This is a genomic window from Nocardioides gilvus (assembly GCF_003194605.1).
Taxonomy (GTDB): Bacteria; Actinomycetota; Actinomycetes; order Propionibacteriales; family Nocardioidaceae; genus Nocardioides; species Nocardioides gilvus.
Map to the genome: position 1 here is coordinate 279,967 of NZ_QHKY01000004.1, position 20,842 is coordinate 300,808.

The 20,842-nt window shown below is 67.7% G+C and carries 23 protein-coding genes and 1 riboswitch; of the genes, 3 read left to right on the plus strand and 20 right to left on the minus strand.

Translation table 11 applies throughout. The features are described 5' to 3' along the window. Window positions 1-6: 6 nt before the first annotated feature. The 14 genes from gcvP to DNK52_RS13265 form a co-directional block, all read right to left on the minus strand. On the minus strand, window positions 7-2,874 hold the full coding sequence (gene gcvP / locus DNK52_RS13200) for an aminomethyl-transferring glycine dehydrogenase (RefSeq protein ID WP_110241470.1): 2,868 nt from the start codon (window positions 2,872-2,874) through the stop codon (window positions 7-9). A 75-nt stretch (window positions 2,875-2,949) separates the two neighbouring features. Then, a riboswitch (glycine riboswitch) is annotated at window positions 2,950-3,045 on the minus strand. A gap of 50 nt (window positions 3,046-3,095) precedes the next feature. After that, window positions 3,096-3,668 (minus strand): MerR family transcriptional regulator, encoded by a 573-nt coding sequence (locus DNK52_RS13205; RefSeq protein ID WP_239455628.1) that lies wholly within the window; start codon window positions 3,666-3,668, stop codon window positions 3,096-3,098. 198 nt (window positions 3,669-3,866) lie between these two features. After that, a complete protein-coding gene (locus tag DNK52_RS13210; RefSeq protein WP_110241471.1) occupies window positions 3,867-4,352 on the minus strand; it encodes a bifunctional nuclease family protein in 486 nt (161 codons plus the stop codon). 30 nt (window positions 4,353-4,382) lie between these two features. Beyond that, the gene (ftsR, locus tag DNK52_RS13215) at window positions 4,383-5,081 is read right to left on the minus strand and encodes a transcriptional regulator FtsR (protein WP_110241472.1); all 699 of its coding nucleotides are present in this window, start codon (window positions 5,079-5,081) and stop codon (window positions 4,383-4,385) included. 58 nt (window positions 5,082-5,139) lie between these two features. Further along, window positions 5,140-5,658 (minus strand): FHA domain-containing protein, encoded by a 519-nt coding sequence (locus DNK52_RS13220; RefSeq protein ID WP_110241473.1) that lies wholly within the window; start codon window positions 5,656-5,658, stop codon window positions 5,140-5,142. A gap of 115 nt (window positions 5,659-5,773) precedes the next feature. After that, a complete protein-coding gene (gcvH, locus tag DNK52_RS13225) occupies window positions 5,774-6,157 on the minus strand; it encodes a glycine cleavage system protein GcvH (RefSeq protein ID WP_110241474.1) in 384 nt (127 codons plus the stop codon). Window positions 6,158-6,200: 43 nt separating this feature from the next. Next, window positions 6,201-7,076, minus strand: coding sequence for a DUF881 domain-containing protein (locus tag DNK52_RS13230; RefSeq protein WP_239455588.1), 876 nt, complete (start codon window positions 7,074-7,076; stop codon window positions 6,201-6,203). Continuing rightward, complete coding sequence (locus DNK52_RS13235) at window positions 7,060-7,392, minus strand: small basic family protein (protein ID WP_110241475.1); 333 nt, start codon at window positions 7,390-7,392, stop codon at window positions 7,060-7,062. The genes DNK52_RS13230 and DNK52_RS13235 overlap by 17 nt, the downstream gene beginning before the upstream one ends. Window positions 7,393-7,418: 26 nt before the next feature. Then, on the minus strand, window positions 7,419-8,348 hold the full coding sequence (locus tag DNK52_RS13240) for a DUF881 domain-containing protein (protein ID WP_110241476.1): 930 nt from the start codon (window positions 8,346-8,348) through the stop codon (window positions 7,419-7,421). Then, window positions 8,345-8,950, minus strand: a complete 606-nt coding sequence (gene clsA, locus DNK52_RS13245; protein WP_110241477.1) for a cardiolipin synthase ClsA — start codon at window positions 8,948-8,950, stop codon at window positions 8,345-8,347. Before clsA ends, DNK52_RS13240 begins: the two co-directional genes overlap by 4 nt. Window positions 8,951-9,024: 74 nt before the next feature. Then, window positions 9,025-10,074, minus strand: a complete 1,050-nt coding sequence (locus DNK52_RS13250) for a hemolysin family protein (RefSeq protein WP_110241478.1) — start codon at window positions 10,072-10,074, stop codon at window positions 9,025-9,027. After that, window positions 10,071-11,495 carry a hemolysin family protein gene (locus tag DNK52_RS13255; RefSeq protein ID WP_110241479.1) on the minus strand — a complete coding sequence of 475 codons (1,425 nt, stop codon included), beginning with the start codon at window positions 11,493-11,495 and terminating at the stop codon, window positions 10,071-10,073. Before DNK52_RS13255 ends, DNK52_RS13250 begins: the two co-directional genes overlap by 4 nt. Window positions 11,496-11,627: 132 nt before the next feature. Beyond that, the gene (locus DNK52_RS13260; protein WP_239455590.1) at window positions 11,628-12,344 is read right to left on the minus strand and encodes an acyltransferase; all 717 of its coding nucleotides are present in this window, start codon (window positions 12,342-12,344) and stop codon (window positions 11,628-11,630) included. A 94-nt stretch (window positions 12,345-12,438) separates the two neighbouring features. After that, a complete protein-coding gene (locus DNK52_RS13265) occupies window positions 12,439-13,326 on the minus strand; it encodes an oxygenase MpaB family protein (protein WP_110241480.1) in 888 nt (295 codons plus the stop codon). 107 nt (window positions 13,327-13,433) lie between these two features. On the opposite strand from DNK52_RS13265, the gene DNK52_RS13270 reads away from it, so the two are divergent. Next, window positions 13,434-14,237: an SDR family oxidoreductase gene (locus tag DNK52_RS13270; RefSeq protein WP_110241481.1), complete on the plus strand. Its 804-nt coding sequence runs from the start codon at window positions 13,434-13,436 to the stop codon at window positions 14,235-14,237. Here the strand turns inward: DNK52_RS13270 and DNK52_RS13275 are convergent. The 4 genes from DNK52_RS13275 to DNK52_RS13290 all read right to left on the minus strand — a co-directional run bounded on the left by DNK52_RS13275 (window position 14,225) and on the right by DNK52_RS13290 (window position 17,096). Then, window positions 14,225-14,998: a VOC family protein gene (locus tag DNK52_RS13275; protein ID WP_110241482.1), complete on the minus strand. Its 774-nt coding sequence runs from the start codon at window positions 14,996-14,998 to the stop codon at window positions 14,225-14,227. The genes DNK52_RS13270 and DNK52_RS13275 overlap by 13 nt on opposite strands. 305 nt (window positions 14,999-15,303) lie before the next feature. Continuing rightward, window positions 15,304-16,038, minus strand: a complete 735-nt coding sequence (locus DNK52_RS13280) for a FadR/GntR family transcriptional regulator (RefSeq protein ID WP_110241483.1) — start codon at window positions 16,036-16,038, stop codon at window positions 15,304-15,306. A 63-nt stretch (window positions 16,039-16,101) separates the two neighbouring features. Then, window positions 16,102-16,788 carry an alpha/beta hydrolase gene (locus DNK52_RS13285; protein WP_110241484.1) on the minus strand — a complete coding sequence of 229 codons (687 nt, stop codon included), beginning with the start codon at window positions 16,786-16,788 and terminating at the stop codon, window positions 16,102-16,104. After that, window positions 16,785-17,096 carry an antibiotic biosynthesis monooxygenase family protein gene (locus DNK52_RS13290; RefSeq protein WP_239455631.1) on the minus strand — a complete coding sequence of 104 codons (312 nt, stop codon included), beginning with the start codon at window positions 17,094-17,096 and terminating at the stop codon, window positions 16,785-16,787. Before DNK52_RS13290 ends, DNK52_RS13285 begins: the two co-directional genes overlap by 4 nt. Before the next feature lie 57 nt (window positions 17,097-17,153). Between DNK52_RS13290 and DNK52_RS13295 the strand changes: the two genes are divergently transcribed. Then, a complete protein-coding gene (locus DNK52_RS13295; protein WP_162598766.1) occupies window positions 17,154-17,975 on the plus strand; it encodes a hypothetical protein in 822 nt (273 codons plus the stop codon). Continuing rightward, entirely contained in the window at window positions 17,972-18,835 is an 864-nt protein-coding gene (locus DNK52_RS13300) for an NAD-dependent epimerase/dehydratase family protein (protein WP_110241487.1), read from the plus strand. Before DNK52_RS13295 ends, DNK52_RS13300 begins: the two co-directional genes overlap by 4 nt. An 89-nt stretch (window positions 18,836-18,924) precedes the next feature. Here DNK52_RS13300 and DNK52_RS13305 read toward each other — a convergent pair whose 3' ends face one another. Beyond that, entirely contained in the window at window positions 18,925-20,214 is a 1,290-nt protein-coding gene (locus DNK52_RS13305; RefSeq protein WP_110241488.1) for a hypothetical protein, read from the minus strand. Continuing rightward, on the minus strand, window positions 20,214-20,831 hold the full coding sequence (locus tag DNK52_RS13310) for a neocarzinostatin apoprotein domain-containing protein (RefSeq protein ID WP_162598767.1): 618 nt from the start codon (window positions 20,829-20,831) through the stop codon (window positions 20,214-20,216). Before DNK52_RS13310 ends, DNK52_RS13305 begins: the two co-directional genes overlap by 1 nt. Window positions 20,832-20,842: the final 11 nt, after the last annotated feature.

Genomic DNA, 20,842 nt, shown 5'->3' on the forward strand with positions numbered 1-20,842 from the left:
ACCGAATCACTCCGCGAAGGCCTCCGGTGACGGGCACGAACAGACCAGGTTGCGGTCGCCGTACGCCTGGTCGATGCGTCCGACAACCGGCCAGTACTTGTCCGGGTCCACGCCGGCGGGGAAGACACCGGTCTCGCGCGTGTACGGACGGTCCCACTCGCCGACGAGCACGCGCGCGGTGTGCGGAGCTCGACGCAACGGCGACTCCTCCGGTGTCCACTCCCCCGCGCCCACGCGGTCGATCTCGCCCTTGATCGCGATCATCGCGTCGATGAAACGCTCGATCTCGGCGAGGTCCTCGGACTCCGTGGGCTCCACCATCAAGGTGCCGGCCACCGGGAAGGACATCGTCGGTGCGTGGAATCCGTAGTCGACGAGGCGCTTGGCCACGTCGTCGACACTGACGCCGGTCTCCTTGGTGATCTCACGCAGGTCGAGGATGCACTCGTGCGCCACGAGCCCTGAGTGGCCGCGGTAGAGCACCGGGAAGTGCTCGTCGAGGCGGGCAGCGATGTAGTTCGCCGAGAGCACCGCGTGCGAGGTGGCCGTCGTCAGACCCTCTGCACCCATCATGCGTACGTAGGCCCAGGAGATCGGCAGGATCCCGGCGGAACCGTAGGGCGCTGCGCTGATCGGCCCCACACCGGAACGCTTCTCCGCCTCCGGGTGCGCCGCGTGCGAGGGAAGGAAGGGGACGAGGTGAGCTCCGACGGCGACCGGACCCACCCCGGGGCCGCCACCGCCGTGCGGGATGCAGAAGGTCTTGTGCAGGTTGAGGTGGGAGACGTCTCCGCCGAACTCACCCGGCTTGGCATAGCCGAGCAGTGCGTTGAAGTTGGCTCCGTCGACGTAGACCTGACCCCCGTGCGAGTGCACGATGTCGCAGAGCTCGGTGATGCCGTCCTCGAACGCACCGTGCGTCGAGGGGTAGGTCACCATGATTGCCGCCAGGTCATCGGCGTGCTTCTCGCACTGGGCCTTGAGGTCGACCAGGTCGACGGACCCGTTGTCCGCCGCCTTCACCACGACCACCCGCATGCCAGCCATCACGGCCGAGGCCGCGTTGGTGCCGTGCGCGGACGAGGGAATCAGGCAGACGTCACGCTCGGGTGCGCCGTTGGCCCGGTGGTAGCCGCGAATCGCGAGCAGTCCCGCCAGCTCGCCCTGCGATCCGGCGTTGGGCTGGATCGAGACCTTCGCGTAGCCGGTGACCTCGGCGAGCCAACCCTCCAGGTCAGCGACGAGGCGTCGGTAGCCCGTGGCGTCCTGGGCGGGGGCGAACGGGTGCAGGTCCGCGAAGCCGGGGAAGCTGATCGGCTCCATCTCACTGGTGGCGTTCAACTTCATGGTGCACGACCCCAACGGGATCATGCCGCGGTCCAGGGCGTAGTCACGCCCGGAGAGACGGCTCAGGTACCGCAGCATCTGTGTCTCGCTGTGGTGGCTCGAGAACACCTCGTGGGTGAGGTACTCGCTCTGGCGGCGCAGTTGGGCGGGCAACGAGGTGACGGTGGCCTGCTCGAGGGCATCGAGGTGGGTGTCCAGTCCGAAGGCCTTGAGCACGCTCGTCACAGTGGAGGACGTACTGGTCTCCGACGTGGAGATGCCCACGCGGTCGTCGTCCACCAGCCGTAGGTGGAGCCCCAACGCACGCGCCTGCGCGACGACCTCCGGCGCGCGACCGGGCGTGGCTACGGTGATGGTGTCGAAGAACTCGCGCTGCTCCACCTCGTAACCGCCGCCGCGCAGGCCGGTGGCGATCGCCGCGGCACATCGATGCGTGCGCTCCGCGATCGCACGCAGACCAGCGGGGCCGTGGTAGACGGCGTACATCGAGGCCACGACGGCCAGCAGGACCTGAGCGGTGCAGATGTTGGACGTCGCCTTGTCCCGGCGGATGTGCTGCTCACGGGTCTGGAGCGCCAAGCGATAGGCAGGCCGTCCCTCGGAGTCGACCGACACCCCGACCAGTCGCCCTGGCAGATGGCGTTCGAGGCCCTTGGCCACGGACATGTAGCCCGCATGCGGGCCGCCGTAGAAGAGCGGGACCCCGAAGCGCTGCGAGGAGCCGACCACCACGTCGGCACCCAGGACGCCGGGCGCTTCCAGGAGGGTCAGGGCCAGCAGGTCGGCCGCGACGACACCCAGGGCGTTGCGTTCGTGCGCAGCAGCCATCAGCGGAGCCGGGTCCAGGATGCGGCCCGAGGCACCGGGGTACTGCACCAGGACGCCGCACAACTCTCCATCGGGCAGCCCTTCGCCCAGATCCGCCACCACGACCTCGATCTGCATGGCCTCCGCCCGGGTCCGGACCACTTCGATGGTCTGCGGCAGCGCGTCGGAGTCGACCACGAAGGGACCGGCCGCTTTGCGGTTGGCCCGTCGGACCAAGGTCATCGCCTCCGCCGCAGCAGTGCCCTCGTCGAGGAGGGAGGCATTGGCCGTCGGCAGTCCCGTCAGGTCACCGATCACGGTCTGGAAGTTGAGGAGCGCCTCCAGGCGCCCCTGGGAGATCTCCGGCTGGTAGGGCGTGTAGGCGGTGTACCAAGCAGGGTCCTCGAGCACGTTGCGACGGATCACCGGAGGTGTCACGGTGCCGTGGTAGCCGAGACCGATGAGGGACTCCGCAGGACGGTTGGCAGAGGCCAGGGCCCGTAGCTCCGAGGTGGCCGCGGCTTCACTGAGCGCGGCAGGCAGGTTGAGGTCGCACGCGCTGCGGATCCCGCCCGGGACCGCCGCGTCCATCAGCTCCTCGAGGGAGTCGAAACCGAGCTCCTTGACCATCGCGTGGACGTCAGCGGGGCGCAGCCCCAGGTGGCGGTCACTGAAGGGCTGGGACGTCTCGAGGTCCGAGAGGGTGATCTGGTCGGGCATGCGCAGTCCTTCGGGGTCAGACGATCACGGTCGTCCTCCCCCTCTGTCAGCCCGGACGTGCACCTTCAGAGTCGCCTGCTCCGCGCGGTCCTTTGTGCCTGAGAGGTTCCGGGGAGGAATTGCCCCTTCGGCGCCGACGGACGAACCGTCAGACTCTCCCGCGCAGGATGAGTCAGCGCCCCCGAATCTATCATCCGGGGGCGCTGCTCACATGTCTGGTCTCAGCCGGTCTGGCGTGCGGCGCGGCGTGCGGCGAGTTCGTCGCCCGGCGACGCTGCGGTGGGCTCGGCCGCCGTTCGCTCGCTGGGGAGCTCGGAGAGCGTCCCCTCGATCTCACGCCAGACACCGCCGATGGCGATGCCGAAGACACCCTGCCCGCCCTGGAGCAGGTCGATGACCTCGTCGTTGCTGGTGCACTCGTAGACCGAGGCGCCGTCGCTCATCAGCGTGACGCGAGTCAGGTCATCAGTGCCCCGCTCGGTGAGGTGCTGCACGGCGGTGCGGATCTGCTGCAGGGAGATCCCGGCGTCGAGCAGTCGCTTGACGACCTTCAGCAACAGGATGTCGCGGAAGGAGTACAGGCGCTGGGATCCGGAACCCTTGGCACCGCGCACCGTGGGCTCCACCAGGCCGGTACGGGCCCAGTAGTCCAGCTGGCGGTAGGTGATACCGGCAGCGTTGCAGGCAGTGGGCCCGCGGTATCCGGTGTCACTGGGCAACGGGGACACGTCGTCGGCGAAGAGCAGACCCTGCTCCTCGGCGACCTCAGCGGCAGCGGCGGCAGCCGCAGTCACCTCGTCCTTGTCGTTCTCGTTCACGCCCACTAGGGACCCTCCGTCGTCTACTCCGTACAGCGTAACTCGGTCGGGGAAGGAAGAAGTGGGAATCCTGCGGACAACCACATCTGTGAAGTTACAACGGAGACAGTTCAAGGTAGGCCGCGGACCAGGCCCGGTCAACGCCATGGCTCGGCGTGTCGCAAACCCTCACCCTCAAGATGAGGGTGACTCCCCTGGCTGTTCGAAGTCCTCCGGGTCGACGTGGTCCAGGAACTCGCGGAACTTCTCCACTTCGTCCTCCTGCTCGGCCGGTGCGGTGAGCCCGGCCTCGGCGAGGACCTCGTCGGTCACCACGATCCGGGTCCCGGTCCGCAGTGCCAGGGCGATGGAGTCAGAGGGACGCGCGCTCACCTCCACCCCGTCGTTGAAGACGAGGGAAGCGAAGAAGACGCCGTCCTTCACATCGACGATCTGGACCTCCGTCAACACGTGACCGGTGGCGTCGAGGACGTCCTTCAGGAGGTCGTGCGTCAACGGGCGCGGAGGCACCACACCCTGCTGGGCGAAGGCGATCGCGGTGGCCTCCACCGCTCCGATCCAGATGGGCAGGTAACGGTCGCCGGCCACCTCGCGCAGCAGGACGATGGGCTGGTTGGAGGGGGCCTCGACCCGCACCCCGATGACATCGAGTTCACGCACAGGGCAACCCTACTCCGCGCACCACGCGGGTCACGACCCTCGCAGTCGAGCCTTCATCAAGGTGGCGTGGAGTCGTACGGAGAGTGCTGCCAACTCGGAGACGGCCTCGTCGGCGCGCGCCTGCGCCGAGGCGTCACGCCCACGCCTGAGCGGCTCCACGACCTGCTCCACCAGGCCAGCTTCACGGTCCGCTGCTGTCTTGAACGCGCGGAGGTGACGCGGTTCGATGCCGAACGCCGACATCTCCCGCGCAGTGGTCACGATGACGAGCGAATCCGCGTCGAAGTGCCCGGTGCCGGATCGCGCGGCAACCAGACCGAACTGTTCGAGTTGGACGAGGAACTCGTCGGAGACCTCTCCGATCTTGCACAGCTCACGCCGCGACAGTCGTACGTCGGAGCGTCGGGTGAAGGACTCGGGGGACGGCAACCCGTCGCTGCTCAGTGCGACCGTGGGCACCGTGGGGACCACGGACTCGATCGGGGGCGGCGCAAAGCCCCGGTCGATGGCGTCGAGGTGCTCGCCGATGACCTTGAGCGGGAGGTAGTGATCGCGCTGCATGCGCAGGATGTAGCGCAGACGCTCCACGTCCGGCTCGGAGAACTTGCGGTAGCCCGCTGGCGTTCGCTCCGGCTTGATGAGGCCCTGGTCCTCGAGGAAGCGGATCTTCGGGATCGTCACTCCGGGATGCTCAGGTCGCAACAGGTCCAGGACCTGCCCGATGTTCATCCGCCCTCGCGGTGCCCCTTCGGGCCTGGCTGCGGAGGCCACGTCCACCACGGCGCGCTCAGCCCGCGTGACCGGCGAAGAACACCAAGCGGTACTTGCCGATCTGGACCTCGTCACCGTCGGTCAGACTGACGGCGTCGATGCGGTCGCGATTGACGTAGGTGCCGTTAAGGCTCCCGACGTCCCGCACGTCGAACTCGCCACCGGTGCGCCGGAACTCGGCGTGGCGACGCGAGACCGTGACGTCGTCGAGGAAGATCGACGAGTCGGGGTGGCGCCCCACGGTCACCGTGTCGGTGTCGAGCAGGAACCGGCTGCCCGAGCCCGGACCCTTCTGGACGATCAGCAAGGCCGAGCCGACAGGAAGACCGTCGACCGCTGCAGCATCCACGGCACTCAGGTCGCGGTCCGAGGTCTCGACGCGCTCGACCACCGCATTGATGCTCGTGGTGGTGTCCGAGGCCTGTCCCTCGCTCCCCGTGGGTGCCGTCTCGGACGAGGCGAGACGAGTCCCGCACTGGGCGCAGAATCGCGCATCGTCGGGGTTGTTCTTGCCGCAGGCCGTGCAGAACGGCATGTGTCCTCCGATTCGCAGATGTCCGGCGTCCACCCGGCGGTCAAACCCTCAAGGTAGGACTGAGACCCAAGGTTGCACCGAAACTACCAGTCACAGCAACCGCCGGGTCGCTCGATCAAGAAAGAGAAGCCTGGTATCCGGCCGCGTCCAGCAGGCCATCCAGGTCCGAAGCATCCGTGGGGACGATCTCGAAGAGCCAACCGGCTGCGTACGGGTCGTTGTTGACCAGCTCAGGGGTGGCGTCCAGGGCGTCGTTGGTGGCGACCACTTCCCCGCTCACCGGCGCATAAATGTCACTGACCGACTTGGTCGACTCCAGCTCTCCACACGTCTCCCCCGCCGTCACGGTCTCCCCCGTCTCGGGGAGCTGGACGTAGACGATGTCGCCCAAGGCGTCCTGCGCGAAGTCAGTGATCCCGATACGAACCGCACCGGCACTCTCACCGGGGGTGCGGACCCACTCGTGCTCAACCGTGTACTTCAGGTCTTCGGGGTACATCTCCGGCTCCTTCGATCGAACTGCTCGGACGGTCGGGACGAGGTTACTGCCCTTCAGCAGGCTCCGCGAACTCCGCCGGGGGCAAGTCACGCACGCTCTCGATGTCGACCGACTCGAGCTCCTCGATCGCCACCTCGGCGCCCTCCTTGTTGCGCAGGTTCGACACCGGACCGCTGGGGAAGGTGACCCCGGAGTGCAGGGTGGAGGCGTCACCGACCACCTTGAGCACGTACGGCGAGCGCAACGGCTGTCCGTCCAGGTGGATGACGTCGTCGATCACCGAGAACGAGCTCGAGGCCACCAGCCTGACCGAGCGGTTGAACTCCATCGCCTCAGCCCCCGCGGTACGCAACTCCTGCACCATGTCGAGCAGGGAGTCGACGCTGACCCGGTCGGAGGTCTCGGTGACCGTGATCCGCAGGCCGGGTCCGGTGACGGGCACCAGGCCCGCCAGGATGTTGAGCGTCTCCAGACGATTCTCGGCCTGCTCGATGGCGGTGCGCCGAGCGCTCGTGTCGACCTGCAGGTCGCGGCGGGTCTGCTCGAGCTGGGCGATGTCACGGCGGGCGCGGTCGGACGTGCCGGTCAGGCCGTTGAAGATCTCGATGAGGTCTTCCTGACGCCGTCCCTCGTACGTGGTGTCGACATCGTTGCTGCGGACCTGGGTGACGGCAGCAAAACCGAGCACCGCCATCAGCACACCCACGACTGCCTGGGACCTGGACGGTCGCATGATGGAGTGCTTGATGCGACCGAGCGGGGTGACGGAGTCTGACTTCGCGGTCTCGTCCGCCTCGGCAGACATGGGGGGCGGTGCGACCTCGGGCTCTGCCGGCGGCTGCTCGGAGTCGACCGGCTTCTCGGAGTCGACCGGCTCATCGGGCGCGGCCGGCCTCGGGTCGTCAGGCGTGGAAGACATGGCGACGGATGGCGGCGGAGTTGGAGAAGATTCGGATCCCGAGGACGACGATCACACCGGTCTGGAGTTGGGTGCCGACCCCCAACTTGTCTCCGAGGAAGACGATGGCAGCTGCGATCACGACGTTGCTCACGAACGACACCACGAAGACCTTGTCGTCGAAGATCCCGTCCAGGTAGGCCCGAGCGGCACCGAAGACGGCGTCCAGCGCAGCAACGACTGCGATGGGCAGATAGATCTCGACGCTGGGCGGGACGTCAGGCTGCAGGAGCAGCCCGGCCACGATGCCCAGAAGCAGTCCGACGGCGGCAATCACAGGTGCAACTCCTTGTCCATGGCCACTCAGTCTGCCTTGTCTGCAGAAACAGCCGAACGCAACGGTCGTACGCGCGCTGCCGGAAGTTCGAGTGTGTCAACATCCTCCAACTGGAAGACGAATCCCAACGTACGCGCCACGCCGTAGAACAGTGAACCGTTTGCGCTCGCGAGGAGACGCCCCTCAAGTGTGTCCGGGTCGCCGATCCCCTCGACCACGTACGGTGGGTTGAGCGGCCGCACGTTGACGTGGATCGCGCTGCCGGAATTCTGGATCGACGACAGCACGGTCAACCGCTGACCATTGATGGAGATGGCCTCGGCACCAGCCGCCCAGAGACCGTCCACGAGCAGGACGAGGTCTTCGTCGCGGACCTCGGAGTTCGGCCCGCCCCCCGGAGCGTCGTCGACGACGATCCTGAGTCCCGGACCTCGTACGGCCAGGTAGCCGTTGCGCGCGCCCAGCCGGCTGACGCGGGCGGTCAGGCTGGACTCGCGCTCGCGCAACTCCCGCAGGGCGCCCTCCGAGGCTGCGTTCTCGTCCCGCAGTGCGCCGGCCCGGTTCTGGAGCTCACGCACCGACTCCTTCTCCAGTTGGATCCGTTCCACGAGACCGGCCTTGCCCAGCGCGCGCACATCGGCCTGCTGCGAGGTCTGGACGGCTGCCACGGCGATGAGGCTCCCGAGCATGGCCACCACGACGGCAGTGACGATCGCGAGCCGCCTGCCGGTGGTCGGTGCGGCCGACGTGCCGGCCGCAGCCCGTCGGTCTGCCACGTGCCGGTAGTCCAGATCCAGTGACTGCTGGGTCACCAGGCTCAGCAGGGGCATGGTCACGTGGTCCGGCAGCCGGGCACGGTCTGCCGCCCCGGTGGGAGGGACCGAGCTCTGCTCTGCGGGCTCGGCGTCGGGCCCGCCAGAGCGTTCGGTCCCGGCCAGGTACTCGTCGTGACTCATTCTCGGCCTCCGCCCCGAGGCACCCTGACCGTCTGGAGCAGGAGCGTGCGGACCTGCCACGCATAGACCAGGCCGGCCCACCAGTAGAGGCCGATGCCCCAGCACGCAAAGGCCCAGCCGAAGACGTTCGCCAAGGTCGAGAGGACGCTGTCCCCGCCGCCCAGCAGGAGCAGCGGGAACGCGTACAGAAGATTGAAGGTGGCGGCCTTGCCCAGGAAGTGCACGGGCAGGGTGGAGTGCCCACGGGTCCGCAGGAGCGGCACCAGGCCCCACAGCAGCAGGTCGCGCAGCGGCAGGATGAGCGCCACCCACCACGGCACGATGTCGCGCAGGGCGAGCGCCACCACGACGGCCAGGATGTAGAGCCGATCCGCGATCGGGTCGAGCAGCGCGCCGAGCTGGGTGCGCTGGTCCAGACGCCGCGCGAGGTAGCCGTCCAACCAGTCGGTCAGACCCGATGCCATCAGGACGACGAAGGCGATGGCGTCGAGCTCCGGGCCGAGGACCAGCCAGAGGAACAGTGGGATCCCAGCCAGCCTGAGCATGCTCAGGACGTTGGGAGCAGTCCACACGCGTGACTCACGCTCGCGGATGTCTGCCAAGGCTGCTGCTCCTGATCCTCTGTTCACGACGCCGCTCCACGACGACCGGGCCAGCCTACTCAGTCGGCCATGGCTCAGACCGTCTCCTCCTGGTGCGCCGCGTCGCGGATCTCGCCCACCAACTCCTCGAGCACGTCCTCGAGTGTGACCAGACCCAACATCTCGCCGTCGTCGCTGACCACCCGGCCCATGTGCGCGCCGCGGCGCTGGAGCGCTTCCAGCGCCGTGTGCAGCGGGTCGGTGGGGCGCACGCTGGCGAAGGGTCGGATCCACTTGTCGTCCACCACCCGGTGTCGACGCGTCTCGTCGGTCTCCAGCACGTCCTTCACGTGGAGATATCCCAGCAGCGAGCCCCCCTCGCCTCGCACCGGGAAGCGGGAGAAGCCAGTCGCCGCGCAGACGTCCTCGATCTCCGCCCCGGTGACCCCACGGGTGACCATGGTCAGGTCGTCGGGTGAGAGCAGCACCGAGGCGACCGTCTGTTCGGTGAAGCCCAGGGCGCCCGAAAGTCGGTCGTACTCGTCCGACTCGATCAGGCCCTCACCGCGTGACTCCTCCACCAAGGCCGCCACCTCCTGACGGGTGAAGACCGAGTTGACCTCGTCCTTCGGCTCGATGTGCATGGCACGCAGGACCACGTTGGCGCACGCATTGATGAAGAGGATCAGCGGCTTGAGGACGGTGACGATCACCATCATCGGCGGCCCGAGCACCAGGGCTGAACGCTCCGGGCCGGCAATGGCCAAGTTCTTCGGGACCATTTCGCCCAGCACGACGTGCAGGTAGACCACGATGGTCATGGCGATGACGAAGGCGATCGGGTGAACGAACTCCCCGGGCACGTTGAGGGCGGACAGCCCCGGCTCGATGAGGTGCGCCACGGCGGGCTCCCCCACCGCGCCCAACCCCAGGGAGCAGACCGTGATGCCGAACTGGGCGCCGGCCATCACCACCGAGATCTGCTCCATGGCGCGCAAGGTGGTGCGCGCCACTGCGGATCCCGCTTCTGCAAGGGGCTCGATCTGGGAGCGGCGAGCCGAGATCAGGGCGAACTCAGCGCCCACGAAGAACGCGTTGAGGGCGAGGAGCACAACGGCGATCACGACGGCCGTGAGGTCGCTCATGCTTTCACCCCTACCCGACGGTCATGCCCTACCCGACGGTCATGCCCTGCCCGGCTGTCATGCCCTGCCCGGCTGTCACGCTCTGCCGCAGGTACGGGCGGCGCCAGGACCAGTCGATCGATCCGTCGACCGTCCATCCGCTCGACCAGCACATGCATCACGTGGGTCTGGCTCTGGCCCTGACCATCGCGTACGGGCACCTCGATCTCCACCTCGTCCCCAGCCTGCGCAAGGCGACCGAGGACCTTGACGACGAGTCCGGCCACCGTGTCGTAGTGCTCGTGCTCGGGGAGCATCCACCCGGTCAGGTCCTCGACCTCGTCTGGGCGGAGCAGGCCGGAGACCGACCAGGTGCCGTTGCGACGTTGCCGGGCGCGCTCACCCCAACGGTCGTGCTCGTCGGCGATGTCACCGACGATCTCCTCGACGACGTCCTCCAACGTGACGATTCCCGCCTGGCCGCCGTATTCGTCGATGACCACGGCCATCTGGAAGCCGTCCTGACGCAACAGGGCCAGCAGGGGGTCGAGTCGCAGCGAGTCCGGCACGACGGTCGGCCGGACCATGATCCGGCGTACGCGAGTGGTGGCGCGCTCGTGCACCGGAACCGCCACCGCGTGCTTGACGTGGACCGTGCCGACCACGACGCCCTCGTTGTCGAGCACCGGGAAGCGTGAGTGTCCGCTCTGGCGGGCCAGTTCGATGACTGCGGCGGCGCGTTCGGACTCGGTGAGGCTGCTGGTGCGCACCCGAGGCGTCATGATCTCGCCGGCCGTACGGGTGCCGAACTCGACGGAGCGCTCCATCAGGTCGGCGGTCTCCGGATCCAGGGTCCCAGAGACTGCGGACCGCTGCACCAGGGAGGCGAGCTCACTGCTGCTGCGCGCGGAGCGCAACTCTTCCTGCGGTTCCACCCCCAGACGCCGCACGATCGAGTTCGCGGAGTTGTTCAGGCCCCGGATCGGCCACGCCATGATCTTGGTGAAGCCGCGCTGGAACCGTTGCGTGGCCCGGGCCGTCGCCATCGGGACCGAGAGTGCCAGGTTCTTGGGGACCAACTCGCCGATCAGCATGGTGAAGAAGGTGGCCAGCGTCAGCCCGATGCCGATCGAGATCGGCGTCACGGCAGACTCGTGGACACCGGCCCAGGCCAAGGGGCCGTCGACCAGCTGGGCGATGGCCGGCTCGGCCAGGAAGCCGATCGCCAGGTTCGTGATCGTGATCCCGACCTGGGCGCCGGAGAGCTGCGTGGAGAGGCTTCGCAGTGCGCTCTGCACGCCCTGGGCGCCGGCATCACCCTCCGCCGCTGCCCGGTCGACCGTGGCACGGTCCACAGTGACCAGCGAGAACTCGGCGGCGACGAACATGCCACACGCCAACATGAGCAGCAACGAGGCGCCCAACAGCATCAGCTCGGTCATCGGCTGACGTCCGGCGCGTGGGGGAAGTCGGAGGTGCGGAGGGGATGGCTACTTTGCGGGCCGTCCATTGCGTACAGGAAGTCCTTCGGAACTCGACGACGTGTGCGGGCCACTCTAGCCCGGTCCGTGGCGTCAGCCCACTGCTGCTTCCTCCGCGTGCAGGAAGAGTCCGAGCGCAGCGGCGACCTCGTCGGTGGAGACCTCCGGCAGCACGTCCTCGGGGCGAGCGACCGAGACCCAGCCCACGCCACGCTCGAGCCGGCGCACGACCTTCGCCGGCGAGCCGACAGCGACACAGTGGTCATCGATCCGGCCCCGCACCACGGATCCGGCGCCGATCACCACGTTTCGACCGATACTGGTGCCCGGCAGGATCACTGCCCCCCGGCCCACCCACGATCCGGCTCCGATCTCGACGGGGTCGTGCTTGCCGAACTGCAGACCGATCGGCACGTCAGGGTCCTGGTAGCCGTGGTTGGCATCCGAGATGTAGACGTCCTGGCCGAACCAGACGTCGTCGCCGATGACCACGGACTCGTGGGCCGTGATCGTGGCGCGCGCGCCGACCACGCATCGCGCACCGATCACCAGCCCGCGCTCGGGGGCGTTCGGGTCGTCGGGGCCGTAGCCGACGCCCAGCGAGCACGCCCGCCCGATCATCGTGCCCTCACCGATGTGCATGGAGCGGGTACCGAAGAGGGACATGGGCGGAAAGGCGATGCAGCTCCCCGAGCCCAGGGTGCCGAACTCGTCCCCCAGGGCCGTCCCCGGAGCGATCGCTCCCGCACGCTCGATCCATCGGTGCGCGGTGTGCAGAACTGCGGCGACCAGTCGCTGGCGTGGTTTCACGCGGCGGACCCTACCCGCGCTCCCTGCGGGTGTCCGGAGAGTGCTGACATCCCCGCTGTGACGTTCAGCGCTGTGACGTTCAGGTCTGTGACGTTCAGGTCTGTGACGTTCGGATCTGGGGCAGCACGATGGTCTGTCCCCCGTCGGCCAGGATCTTGGCCTCGGTGGCGGTCACGATGCGGAAGAGTCGCGTGTTGCGTCCCAGACGTACGCGGTCCGGCACGACCCGGAGCAGCGTGCGGACGATGCCGGTCAGGACCCGGTGCAGCAACGCGTGGGCGGGTGTCCAGCGCAGACCGAAGGCCCTCCGCACGCGATCGGGCAACAGGCCCACAACCACCAGGTTGGTGCCGCGTGAGCCGATCCGTAGGCGTCCGGGAACAGGCATGTCGGTGGCGATCGCACGACCCACGACCCGGGCCTCGTCGGTCACGTGGAACTCCGGTCCGTTCAACTTGCCCGCCAGCCACTCGTCGAAGTCCTCCACCGTGGCAGGCGCCACCGATCGCGGCATCCCGAACAGCTCTCCGAAGCGGATCCAGTCCTGCCACAACTCCTCCCGCTCCTGCGGTGAGAGAGGGCGCACGAGAGCCTCGAAGCAGACACGGGAGGAGTCGGCGAGCACGGCCATGGTCCAGAGCATGAGTTCAGGGTCGAAGGCGTCGTAGCGGGTGCCGGCCGGGAACGGCCCTTCGTCGCGCGGCAACTCCCCCTTGACGTGGGAGTGCATCCTCCGCACCTTCGCGAGCACGCGGTCGGCCTCGTCACGATCTCCGAAGAAGATGGACTCGAAGTCTTCTGCCGTGGCCGAGAGTCGGGCGAACGGCCTCTCCTTGGCCAGCGTCGAGGAGCTCGTCCCGACGTAGGGCACGGGCGAGGTGGCGCCGAGGATCAACGCGCGCTGTCCGTACGTCTGTCCCACGGCACGGTGCGCCTGCACGCTGCGCAGCAACGAACCCTCGGGGAAGTAGCCGTCGGCCATCGCAAGCTCCTCTGTGTGGCGGAAATTTCAGGCTAGCCCGTGGACGTAAGGGCGACGAATGTGGTGTCTACACCATATATTTCCTGTATTCCATCTCAGGAGGACACATGCAGACCGCCGTGATCACCGGTAGCACCAAGGGCATCGGCCACGCCATGGCTCGCGAGTTCAAGCGTCATGACGTCAACGTCGTCATCTGCGGACGCAGCGACGACGCCGTCTCCCAGGCCATCGCCTCACTGGGAGGTTGCCCGGGCAGCGGGAAGCTGCTGGGGCGCGCGACCGACGTCACCGACCCGGCACAGCTTCAGGCCCTGTGGGACTTCGCCGTCAGCGAGTTCGGTCGGGTCGACATCTGGATCAACAACGCCGGCGTGGCCCACACCACCACCCCGATCGTCGACACTCCGGTCGAGGACGTGACCACGATGGTGACCACCAACATGTACGGGACGATCTTCGGGTCCCAGGTCGCCGCACGGGGATTTGCGGCGCAGCGGAGTGGGCGACTCTTCAACGTCCTCGGCGGCGGCAGTGACGGTCGTATCCGGCCCAACATGGGTGTCTACTCAGCCACCAAGCGGGGTCTGGACCTCTTCACCAAGGCCCTCGTCAAGGAGACCGCGCAGAGCGGAGTCCTGGTGGGACAGATTCGACCCGGCGTCCTGATCTCGGACGGTTGGCTGCGCGAAGCAACCCGCGCGCCCGAACAGGTGACCACTCAGCGCAAGATGCTCAACATCATCTCTGACCACGTCGACGACGTGGCGCCCTACCTGGTGGAACAGATGCTGAGCACGCAGAAGACCGGCGCCGAGATCTCGTGGCTGACGACGGGCCGGTTGATGAAGCGCTTCATGACACCCGGCTATGCAGCCAAGAACGACGTGATGGCCCGTTACGGGATGTGACCGTGCGAGAGCCGGCAGCGCGCCAGGAACGCCTGGTCGCTCCGGCTCTCGAGCAGCTCCACCAGCACTCCGTCGGCCGTCGTGCCGTAGCGCACGGCGGCTGCTCCCCCGCTGGACTCCGTCACCGGGTGGTTCCACTGGACCCCTGTCGCCGCAGCACTGATCGCCTCGATCCCACGGACGTCCAGGCAGAGGTGATTGACTCCGTGATCGACCGGGCTGGGGGCGCCACCCAGCGCCTCCCCCGGCACGTACGTCAGCGCGACCGGGCCAGCGACGCCGGCGAAGACGTGCGCCGCGGGCTCCTCCACCAGAACCTCCACCCCCATCAGGCCGCGGGGACCGTCTCCCGCCGGCACCAGGCGGACCTCGGTGCCGTCAGGACACTCGACCACCCCCGGGCGCGTCACCGGGCTCCCTGTCGCGCGGGCCGCAAGGACAGCGCCCTCGACGTTGCTCACCGCCCATGTGAGGGCACTGACGCCGGGACGGCGCGCCGGTCTGGCTCGGGGCGCGGGTGAGGAGAACGCGAAGAGTTCCATGAAGGCTGCGTCCGTACGCAGCAGGAGCACGTCAGCCGCCGTGTCCAGCAGCCCGAGCGAGTCGTCGGCGGGAGTCGTCCCTACTGCCCACCCGAAGGCGCCGTACTCCTCCGCGCCCAGGACCTCGACCCAGAACCTGCGGGCAGCGGCCATGTCCTGGACGCTCACGCCGACATGGTTCACGGCGAGCAGACGCGCCGGGCCAGTGGTCAGATCCATCTTCGTCAGGGCATCGGGAGGTCGATGCGCTGGCACTTCTGGCACGTGCGACGAGTGGGAGCCTGGCCCACCCGTCCGGAGTTCCGCCATCCGTGTCCTCGCAGTCTGCAGCTGAGCGGCAGCCTGGCGGGGGAACTCGCGCCGGGAATGGTCGCCCCCCACAGGCCCGCCCTGCGGGTTGCGACTGCGGCTGCACCCAGCACGCCGACGGATGCAAGGACGACGCGAACTCTGTTGCTCATCACAACCTCCAGTACCGGGAACAGACAGAATATATTTTAGAGCCTATCCCGTCACCCAGGTCATCAGCCCCCGTTGGCGCGTCGTTCCCTGTCGATCTGCTCGTACGTCGGCTGGAGGTCTCCCAGGTGGGCCCGTTGAGCCTCTTCGGCGCCCTGGACGTCGCCTGCGCGGACTCGATCGAGAATGTGCCGGTGGTCGTGGTCCACCCGGTTCCAGAACTCAGGTGGCGCCTGACGCCGCACGAACCGCTCGTAGACGACCCCGAAGATGGGCGTGGCAACGGCTTCGAGGACCTTGTTGCCCGTGGCGCGCAAGAGGTTCAGGTGGAAGTCACGGTTGGCCCCGAACATCAGGTCCGGGTCCTCCCCGCTGGGGTCGAAGATGGTGGCGTCCAGGGCCTGCAGGTGCTCCTGCGAGTGTCGGGCGGCCGCGATGCCGGCAGCCGGGACCTCCAGCATGTAGCGCACCTCGAGCAGGGAGGCGACCGAGACGGCGTCGACGGACGTGAGCAGCGCCAGGCTCGACTGCACGAGCCCAGCGATGTCCCCCGGCTCGGGCGTCGCGACGAACGACCCGCCGGAGACACCCCGACGGGTCACGAGGAGACGCTCGGTGGCCAACGCTCGCAGGGCTTCGCGCACCGTGCTGCGGGAGACGCCGTACAACTCACACAGCTCGGACTCGGCAGGCAGACGGTCCCCGGGCCTCAACTGCGCGGAGAGTATCTGGGCGCGCAGGGTGTCGGCCAGTACGCGGTAGGCCGGGCCGGGCCCGGATCCGTCATCGCCGTGTCGCATGAGCGCACCTTAACGTCTCGACGGCCCTGCGGATCGCCGCTCGTCCCCTGTCCGGATGGAACGTCATCCGAGGAGTCCCAACAGCGCCGTGAGCACCACCTCCGGCGCAGTGATCGGCGCGTCATGGCCGGCCTCCAGGATGCCGTAGGGCACGCCCCTGCTGTCGAGGCGGCCACGGGTCATTGTCGAGGGGTATCCCGACGGCGTCCTTCGGCAGAACAGGTACTCCTGACGCACCCGCGCAGGGACGCCCGGCACCGGGTCCAGGGAGGGACCGATCGGTGTGGGAGTCATTCGGCTGCTCATCCAGGCCACCGTCGCTGCGTCGTACTCGGCATCCACGGCAGGGAGCCTCGGGGGAACGACCGCCCCGCGAGGTGGCAGGTCTCCACCTCCCGGACCCAGGTCCACACCCCGCTCCCCCGGCCCGGGGACCGCAGCGTCGAGATGCACCAGGATCCGGATCCGGTCAGGCACTCTGGCCGCGAGCGCCGTGGTGACCAGTCCCCCCTGGCTGTGTCCCACGAGCACCAGGTCGTGCAGGTCCTCGGCCTCCACCAGGGCTTGCACCTCGTCGACCCAGGTGTCGAGGGTCAGGACCCGGTCGATCTCACCCACGCGCTCACCGGCCCCTCGAAGACTGGGGGCGAACACGTCGTGTCCAGCAGCCACCAGCCCGGGACGCACCTTGCTCCACGCCCAACCACCTCGAAAGGCGCCGTGGACCAGCAGGAAAGGACACGGACTCACGCGATGAGCGGCTCTTCGTCAAGCACGACCTCGACGAATTCGCGCGGGTAGGAGTCGTAGGGCTGCAGGTGCGCGTACATGACCTGCGTGTGCTCGACGTAGCCCGGTCGACGGGTGCACTCCTCGTAGCTCTCCACGGAGTCGAACCAGCGGATGTGGGTGAAGTGGGTCGGGTCCTCGAGACCCCGCACCAGCTGTCGGCCCCGGAAGCCGGGGTGGTCGCGGAAGAACCGCGCGAACTCGCCACTGAGGTGTACGTACGCCTCGGCGTGGTGCCCGCCCGGCTTGGTCCAGGCCTGACTGATCACGGCTATCAATTTGAACCTCCTCTACCTGAATAGATCATATATCGGTATCCTGTGATGGTGAGCACAAGTAGCGCGCAGACCAAGACCATCCACGAGTTCCTGGCCGACAATCCCGACGTCGACAACTCGGAACTCTGGGCCACCTTCTGGCAGATCCTCAGCGATGCGAAGGACAGGATCGTTGCTGAGTTGCCGGTCCAGCCGCATGCATCGAGCGCGGGGCTCGACTACTGGGCCACCGAGGACGGCAGCTACGAGGGCGCGATGAACACCTTCGCCGGCGACCCGGACAACGGAGCGGAATGGTTGGTCCACTCGTGGATCGGCAACCGCAAGAACTCGATCCTCGACATGAACCTGCAGGTCTGGTTGGGGCCGCACATCGACGTGCCGCACCTGATCCTGGTCTTCGGCACGATCCCAGACATCTTCTTCTACAGCGAACTGGTCCCGCGCCACGACCTGATGGTGGACGTGGAGTACCTGGCCAAGCACTACGAGCCGCTCAACCAGGACTTTCTTGAGCTGCGTGGTGACGACCGGTTCAGCTGGTCGGTCAGCCACGGTTCCTACATGCGTGCCTTCCTCTCCCCCGTCGCGCACTCGTACGTGGCCAAGGACCGGTCGACGGAGACCGTCGAGGTCCTACGCAACGTCGTCAACACCCGGGTCGACAAGTGGTTGGAGGCGGTGCGCACGGCCACCGAGGTACCGACGGAAGAACGCGCAGCCCTGCGCGAGCGTGACCACAAGGTCCGCACCTATGGCTACACACTCGACCCGATGAACGAACTCTCGAAGAAGTTCCTGGGCGCCGAGCGTGTCGACGAGCTGGTCGCAGTCCGCGCCGGTTTCAAGCAGATGGAGGAACTCGCATGAAGGTCTTGGTCATCGGAGCCGGATTCGTCGGCTCTGCTGCCGCTGAGCAGCTGATCGCGCTCGGCCATGAAGTCACGGTCACCACGACCACCGAGGCGAAGGTCGCCGGGCTCACCGAGCGCTTCGGCAACGCCGTCGTCCTCAAGGGCAGCGACCGCGAGCTGGTCCACGCTGCGGTCGCTGACGCCGACGCCGTCGTCATCACCGCCGGCCCCTCGGCGCAGGGCTCCATGACGCCCGAGGGCCGCGCCAGGACGTACCGCGAGATCCTCGTCGGCACCGCGGAGAACGTCGTCTCTGCCCCCGGAGACGCGCACCTGGTGTGCCTGTCCTCGCTGTCTGTCTACGGCAACGCCGCCAACCACCTCGCCGAGGTGACCGAGGACGCCCCGGTCACCGACTCCGACGACCCGAGCCCCTCCAACTTCATCCTGATGGAGAACACCTACCTCTCCGCCGGTGACCGGGTCGCGGTGCTGCGTTGCGGTGACATCTTCGGTGAGGGCGACCCGCCGATCGAGGCCAAGGTCGAGATGGCGCACCAGTACCTGAACGGTTCCGTACCGTTCTCCGGAGACGCTCTGCTCTACCGCCTCCAGGTCGAGGACGCGGCCGAAGCCGTCGTCCACGCCGTGCACAACAAGATCAAGGGTGTCTTCAACCTCACCCACGCCGAAGTGCCGCCGACCAACTCCAAGTTGTTCGACACCATCTCGGTCTCCAAGGGCCTTCCGGCCCTCGAGTACCGCAACGAGATCGCGGGCCCGACCAAGCCGATCTCGGTGCAGCGCCTGATCGACAGCGGCTTCACGCCCAGCCGCTCGTTCGACCCGGCGCTGGCTGCCCTGCGGGACGCCTGAGACCAGCTGCTGAGTACGCCGGTCCTCACGGACAAGCAAGAAGGAGCCCCCGACCACTGGTCGGGGGCTCCTTCGTGTTCAGGTGGTGATCAGCTCTCGCGCACCCGTCGCGGCATCCAGACCAGGAGGCCGGCACCGGCGACGCCGAAGGCCAGGGCCCACAGGGTGATGACGGGCATGGCGTCGCCGCCACCCGTACGGGGCAGGGTGGTGCCGCCAGCACCGCCGTTGCCACCGCCACCGCTGTTGCCGTCACCGGGGCGCGGCGCAACGTCCTCGAGCGAACCGACACCGATGGTCATCGCACCGAGAGCGGCGCCGGAGTCGGCCTTGCAGTCGGCAGTGATGGTGAGTCCCATCATCGGCTCGAAGGCGAAGGCGAAGGTGTCGATCTTGACGTCGACCTCGTCCGCGTCCGTCTGCATCGAGGTCTCCAGTCGTGGCACGGGGACCTCGGCGTTGGCCTCGGCGTTGACCGTGCTCTTGCCGCTCAGGGTCACCGCTTCGCCACCCATGGTGCCCTTGACGGTGACCGTCATCTTTCCGCCGTCGATCGGCACGGGCGCGATGCCCGGGATATCCCCGAACGAGCCAGCGATGGACACCTTGGTGTCACCAGCCTTGGCCCTGACCGCAGCCACGGAGACATCGGCCTTGTACGGGAAGTTGGTGTTGAAGGGCTTGAGGAGACAGGTGAAGGCCATGTTGCCCTTGGCCGGTTGGCCGGTCTTGCCCTCTTCCTTGGGCTCCTTGGTCGGCTTCGGGGTAGGCGTCTCGCTCGGGGTCGGCTTCGGCGTCGGCTTCGTGGTCGGCGTCGGCTTGGGCGTGGGAACAGCGCCCACCTCCGGAGTGATGGCGTCGAGGGCCACTGCAGGATCCGCGGTGCAGGTCCCGCCGACACCGGCGACGTCGAAGTCGAACGAGTTCACCTCAACCACGACGTCGGACTCAGTGGTGGCCACCTCGCCCTGGATGTCCTTGGGAAGCGCCACCGGCTCCTTGGTGCCGTTCTGCTTGGGGTTCACGTCGGTGGTACCAGAGACGGCCAGTTCGGCGGCCGTGCCTGCGACCGAGACTCCCAGCTTCAGCTTGACCGGCTGTCCCTTCATGGAGATGAACTCCGGCACCACACCCGGAAGGTCGCTGAGCTCGGCGACCAGGGTGACCGGGCTGGAACCCTCGGCCGCACGAATGCCCTTGATCTTGATGGTCGCGTCGTAGTCGAAGTCTGCCGAGGCGCCGAACGCCGGCATCTCGCACTTGAAAGGGACACTCGCGGTGGCCTCGGCTTGGGCCGCCGCTGCCTGCTGCACTCCCCCGAGCACGAGACCTCCGGCCAGTGCGGCAGCGCCGAGGCTGCGCACGAATGCGGTACGCATCAGACCACACCATTTCCGCGACGGGGCATGAACCAGAGGGTGGCGCCACCCAGCAGCAGCATGAGCGTGCCCAGGACGAGGGCCAGGGCAATCTCCTGGCCGGGGCCGGTCTTCGGCAGTTCCTCGCCAGCAGCCGCGGGAGCTGCCGCCGGGGCCTCCTCGGCCGCAGGGGCCGCAGCCACATCACCGAAGGAGATGTTGTGGTACACGGTGTTGGCCGCGACCTCGGCGTCGGAAGCAGTGCCGGGCAGCGGCTGGGCGCCGATGGTGCACTGCTGCGTGGTGCAGTCGTAGGACCCGAACTTCTCCTTGACCACGATCGTGAGCGAGGCGATGTTGCCCGAGCCGTCGGCGTCCTTGAAGGTGGCACCGGTCGCGATGTTGCACATCGACGGCCCGTTGGCGCCCTCGACGCACTGACCGACGGCGATCTCCTTCATCCCGGGTGAGAATCCGGCACCGCTGATGGTCACGCTCTGGCCGTCCTTGAGGCCCTCGAGCTGGCTCACCTCGATCGTCGCGGCCGCGAAGGCCGGCGGCGCCGAGAGGAAGGTGACGAAGAGCAGGGCCACGGCACCGGCAAGCGCCCTGGTCCACAGAGTCTTGGTCTTTTTCACTGGTTCTCCTC

Bases quoted from the DNA above. Each gene is read 5' to 3' on its own strand.
- DNK52_RS13300 (WP_110241487.1), top strand. From the start codon at position 17,972: ATGAAGGTCTTGGTCATCGGAGCCGGATTCGTCGGCTCTGCTGCCGCT.
- DNK52_RS13255 (WP_110241479.1), bottom strand. From the start codon at position 11,495: ATGACCGAGCTGATGCTGTTGGGCGCCTCGTTGCTGCTCATGTTGGCG.
- gcvH (WP_110241474.1), bottom strand. From the start codon at position 6,157: ATGTACCCCGAAGACCTGAAGTACACGGTTGAGCACGAGTGGGTCCGC.
- DNK52_RS13305 (WP_110241488.1), bottom strand. From the start codon at position 20,214: ATGCGTACCGCATTCGTGCGCAGCCTCGGCGCTGCCGCACTGGCCGGA.
- DNK52_RS13220 (WP_110241473.1), bottom strand. From the start codon at position 5,658: ATGCCGTTCTGCACGGCCTGCGGCAAGAACAACCCCGACGATGCGCGA.
- DNK52_RS13250 (WP_110241478.1), bottom strand. From the start codon at position 10,074: ATGAGCGACCTCACGGCCGTCGTGATCGCCGTTGTGCTCCTCGCCCTC.
- gcvP (WP_110241470.1), bottom strand. From the start codon at position 2,874: ATGCCCGACCAGATCACCCTCTCGGACCTCGAGACGTCCCAGCCCTTC.
- DNK52_RS13275 (WP_110241482.1), bottom strand. From the start codon at position 14,998: ATGGATCTGACCACTGGCCCGGCGCGTCTGCTCGCCGTGAACCATGTC.
- DNK52_RS13265 (WP_110241480.1), bottom strand. From the start codon at position 13,326: ATGGCCGACGGCTACTTCCCCGAGGGTTCGTTGCTGCGCAGCGTGCAG.
- DNK52_RS13280 (WP_110241483.1), bottom strand. From the start codon at position 16,038: ATGCGACACGGCGATGACGGATCCGGGCCCGGCCCGGCCTACCGCGTA.
- ftsR (WP_110241472.1), bottom strand. From the start codon at position 5,081: ATGAACATCGGGCAGGTCCTGGACCTGTTGCGACCTGAGCATCCCGGA.
- DNK52_RS13230 (WP_239455588.1), bottom strand. From the start codon at position 7,076: ATGTCTTCCACGCCTGACGACCCGAGGCCGGCCGCGCCCGATGAGCCG.
- DNK52_RS13270 (WP_110241481.1), top strand. From the start codon at position 13,434: ATGCAGACCGCCGTGATCACCGGTAGCACCAAGGGCATCGGCCACGCC.
- DNK52_RS13240 (WP_110241476.1), bottom strand. From the start codon at position 8,348: ATGAGTCACGACGAGTACCTGGCCGGGACCGAACGCTCTGGCGGGCCC.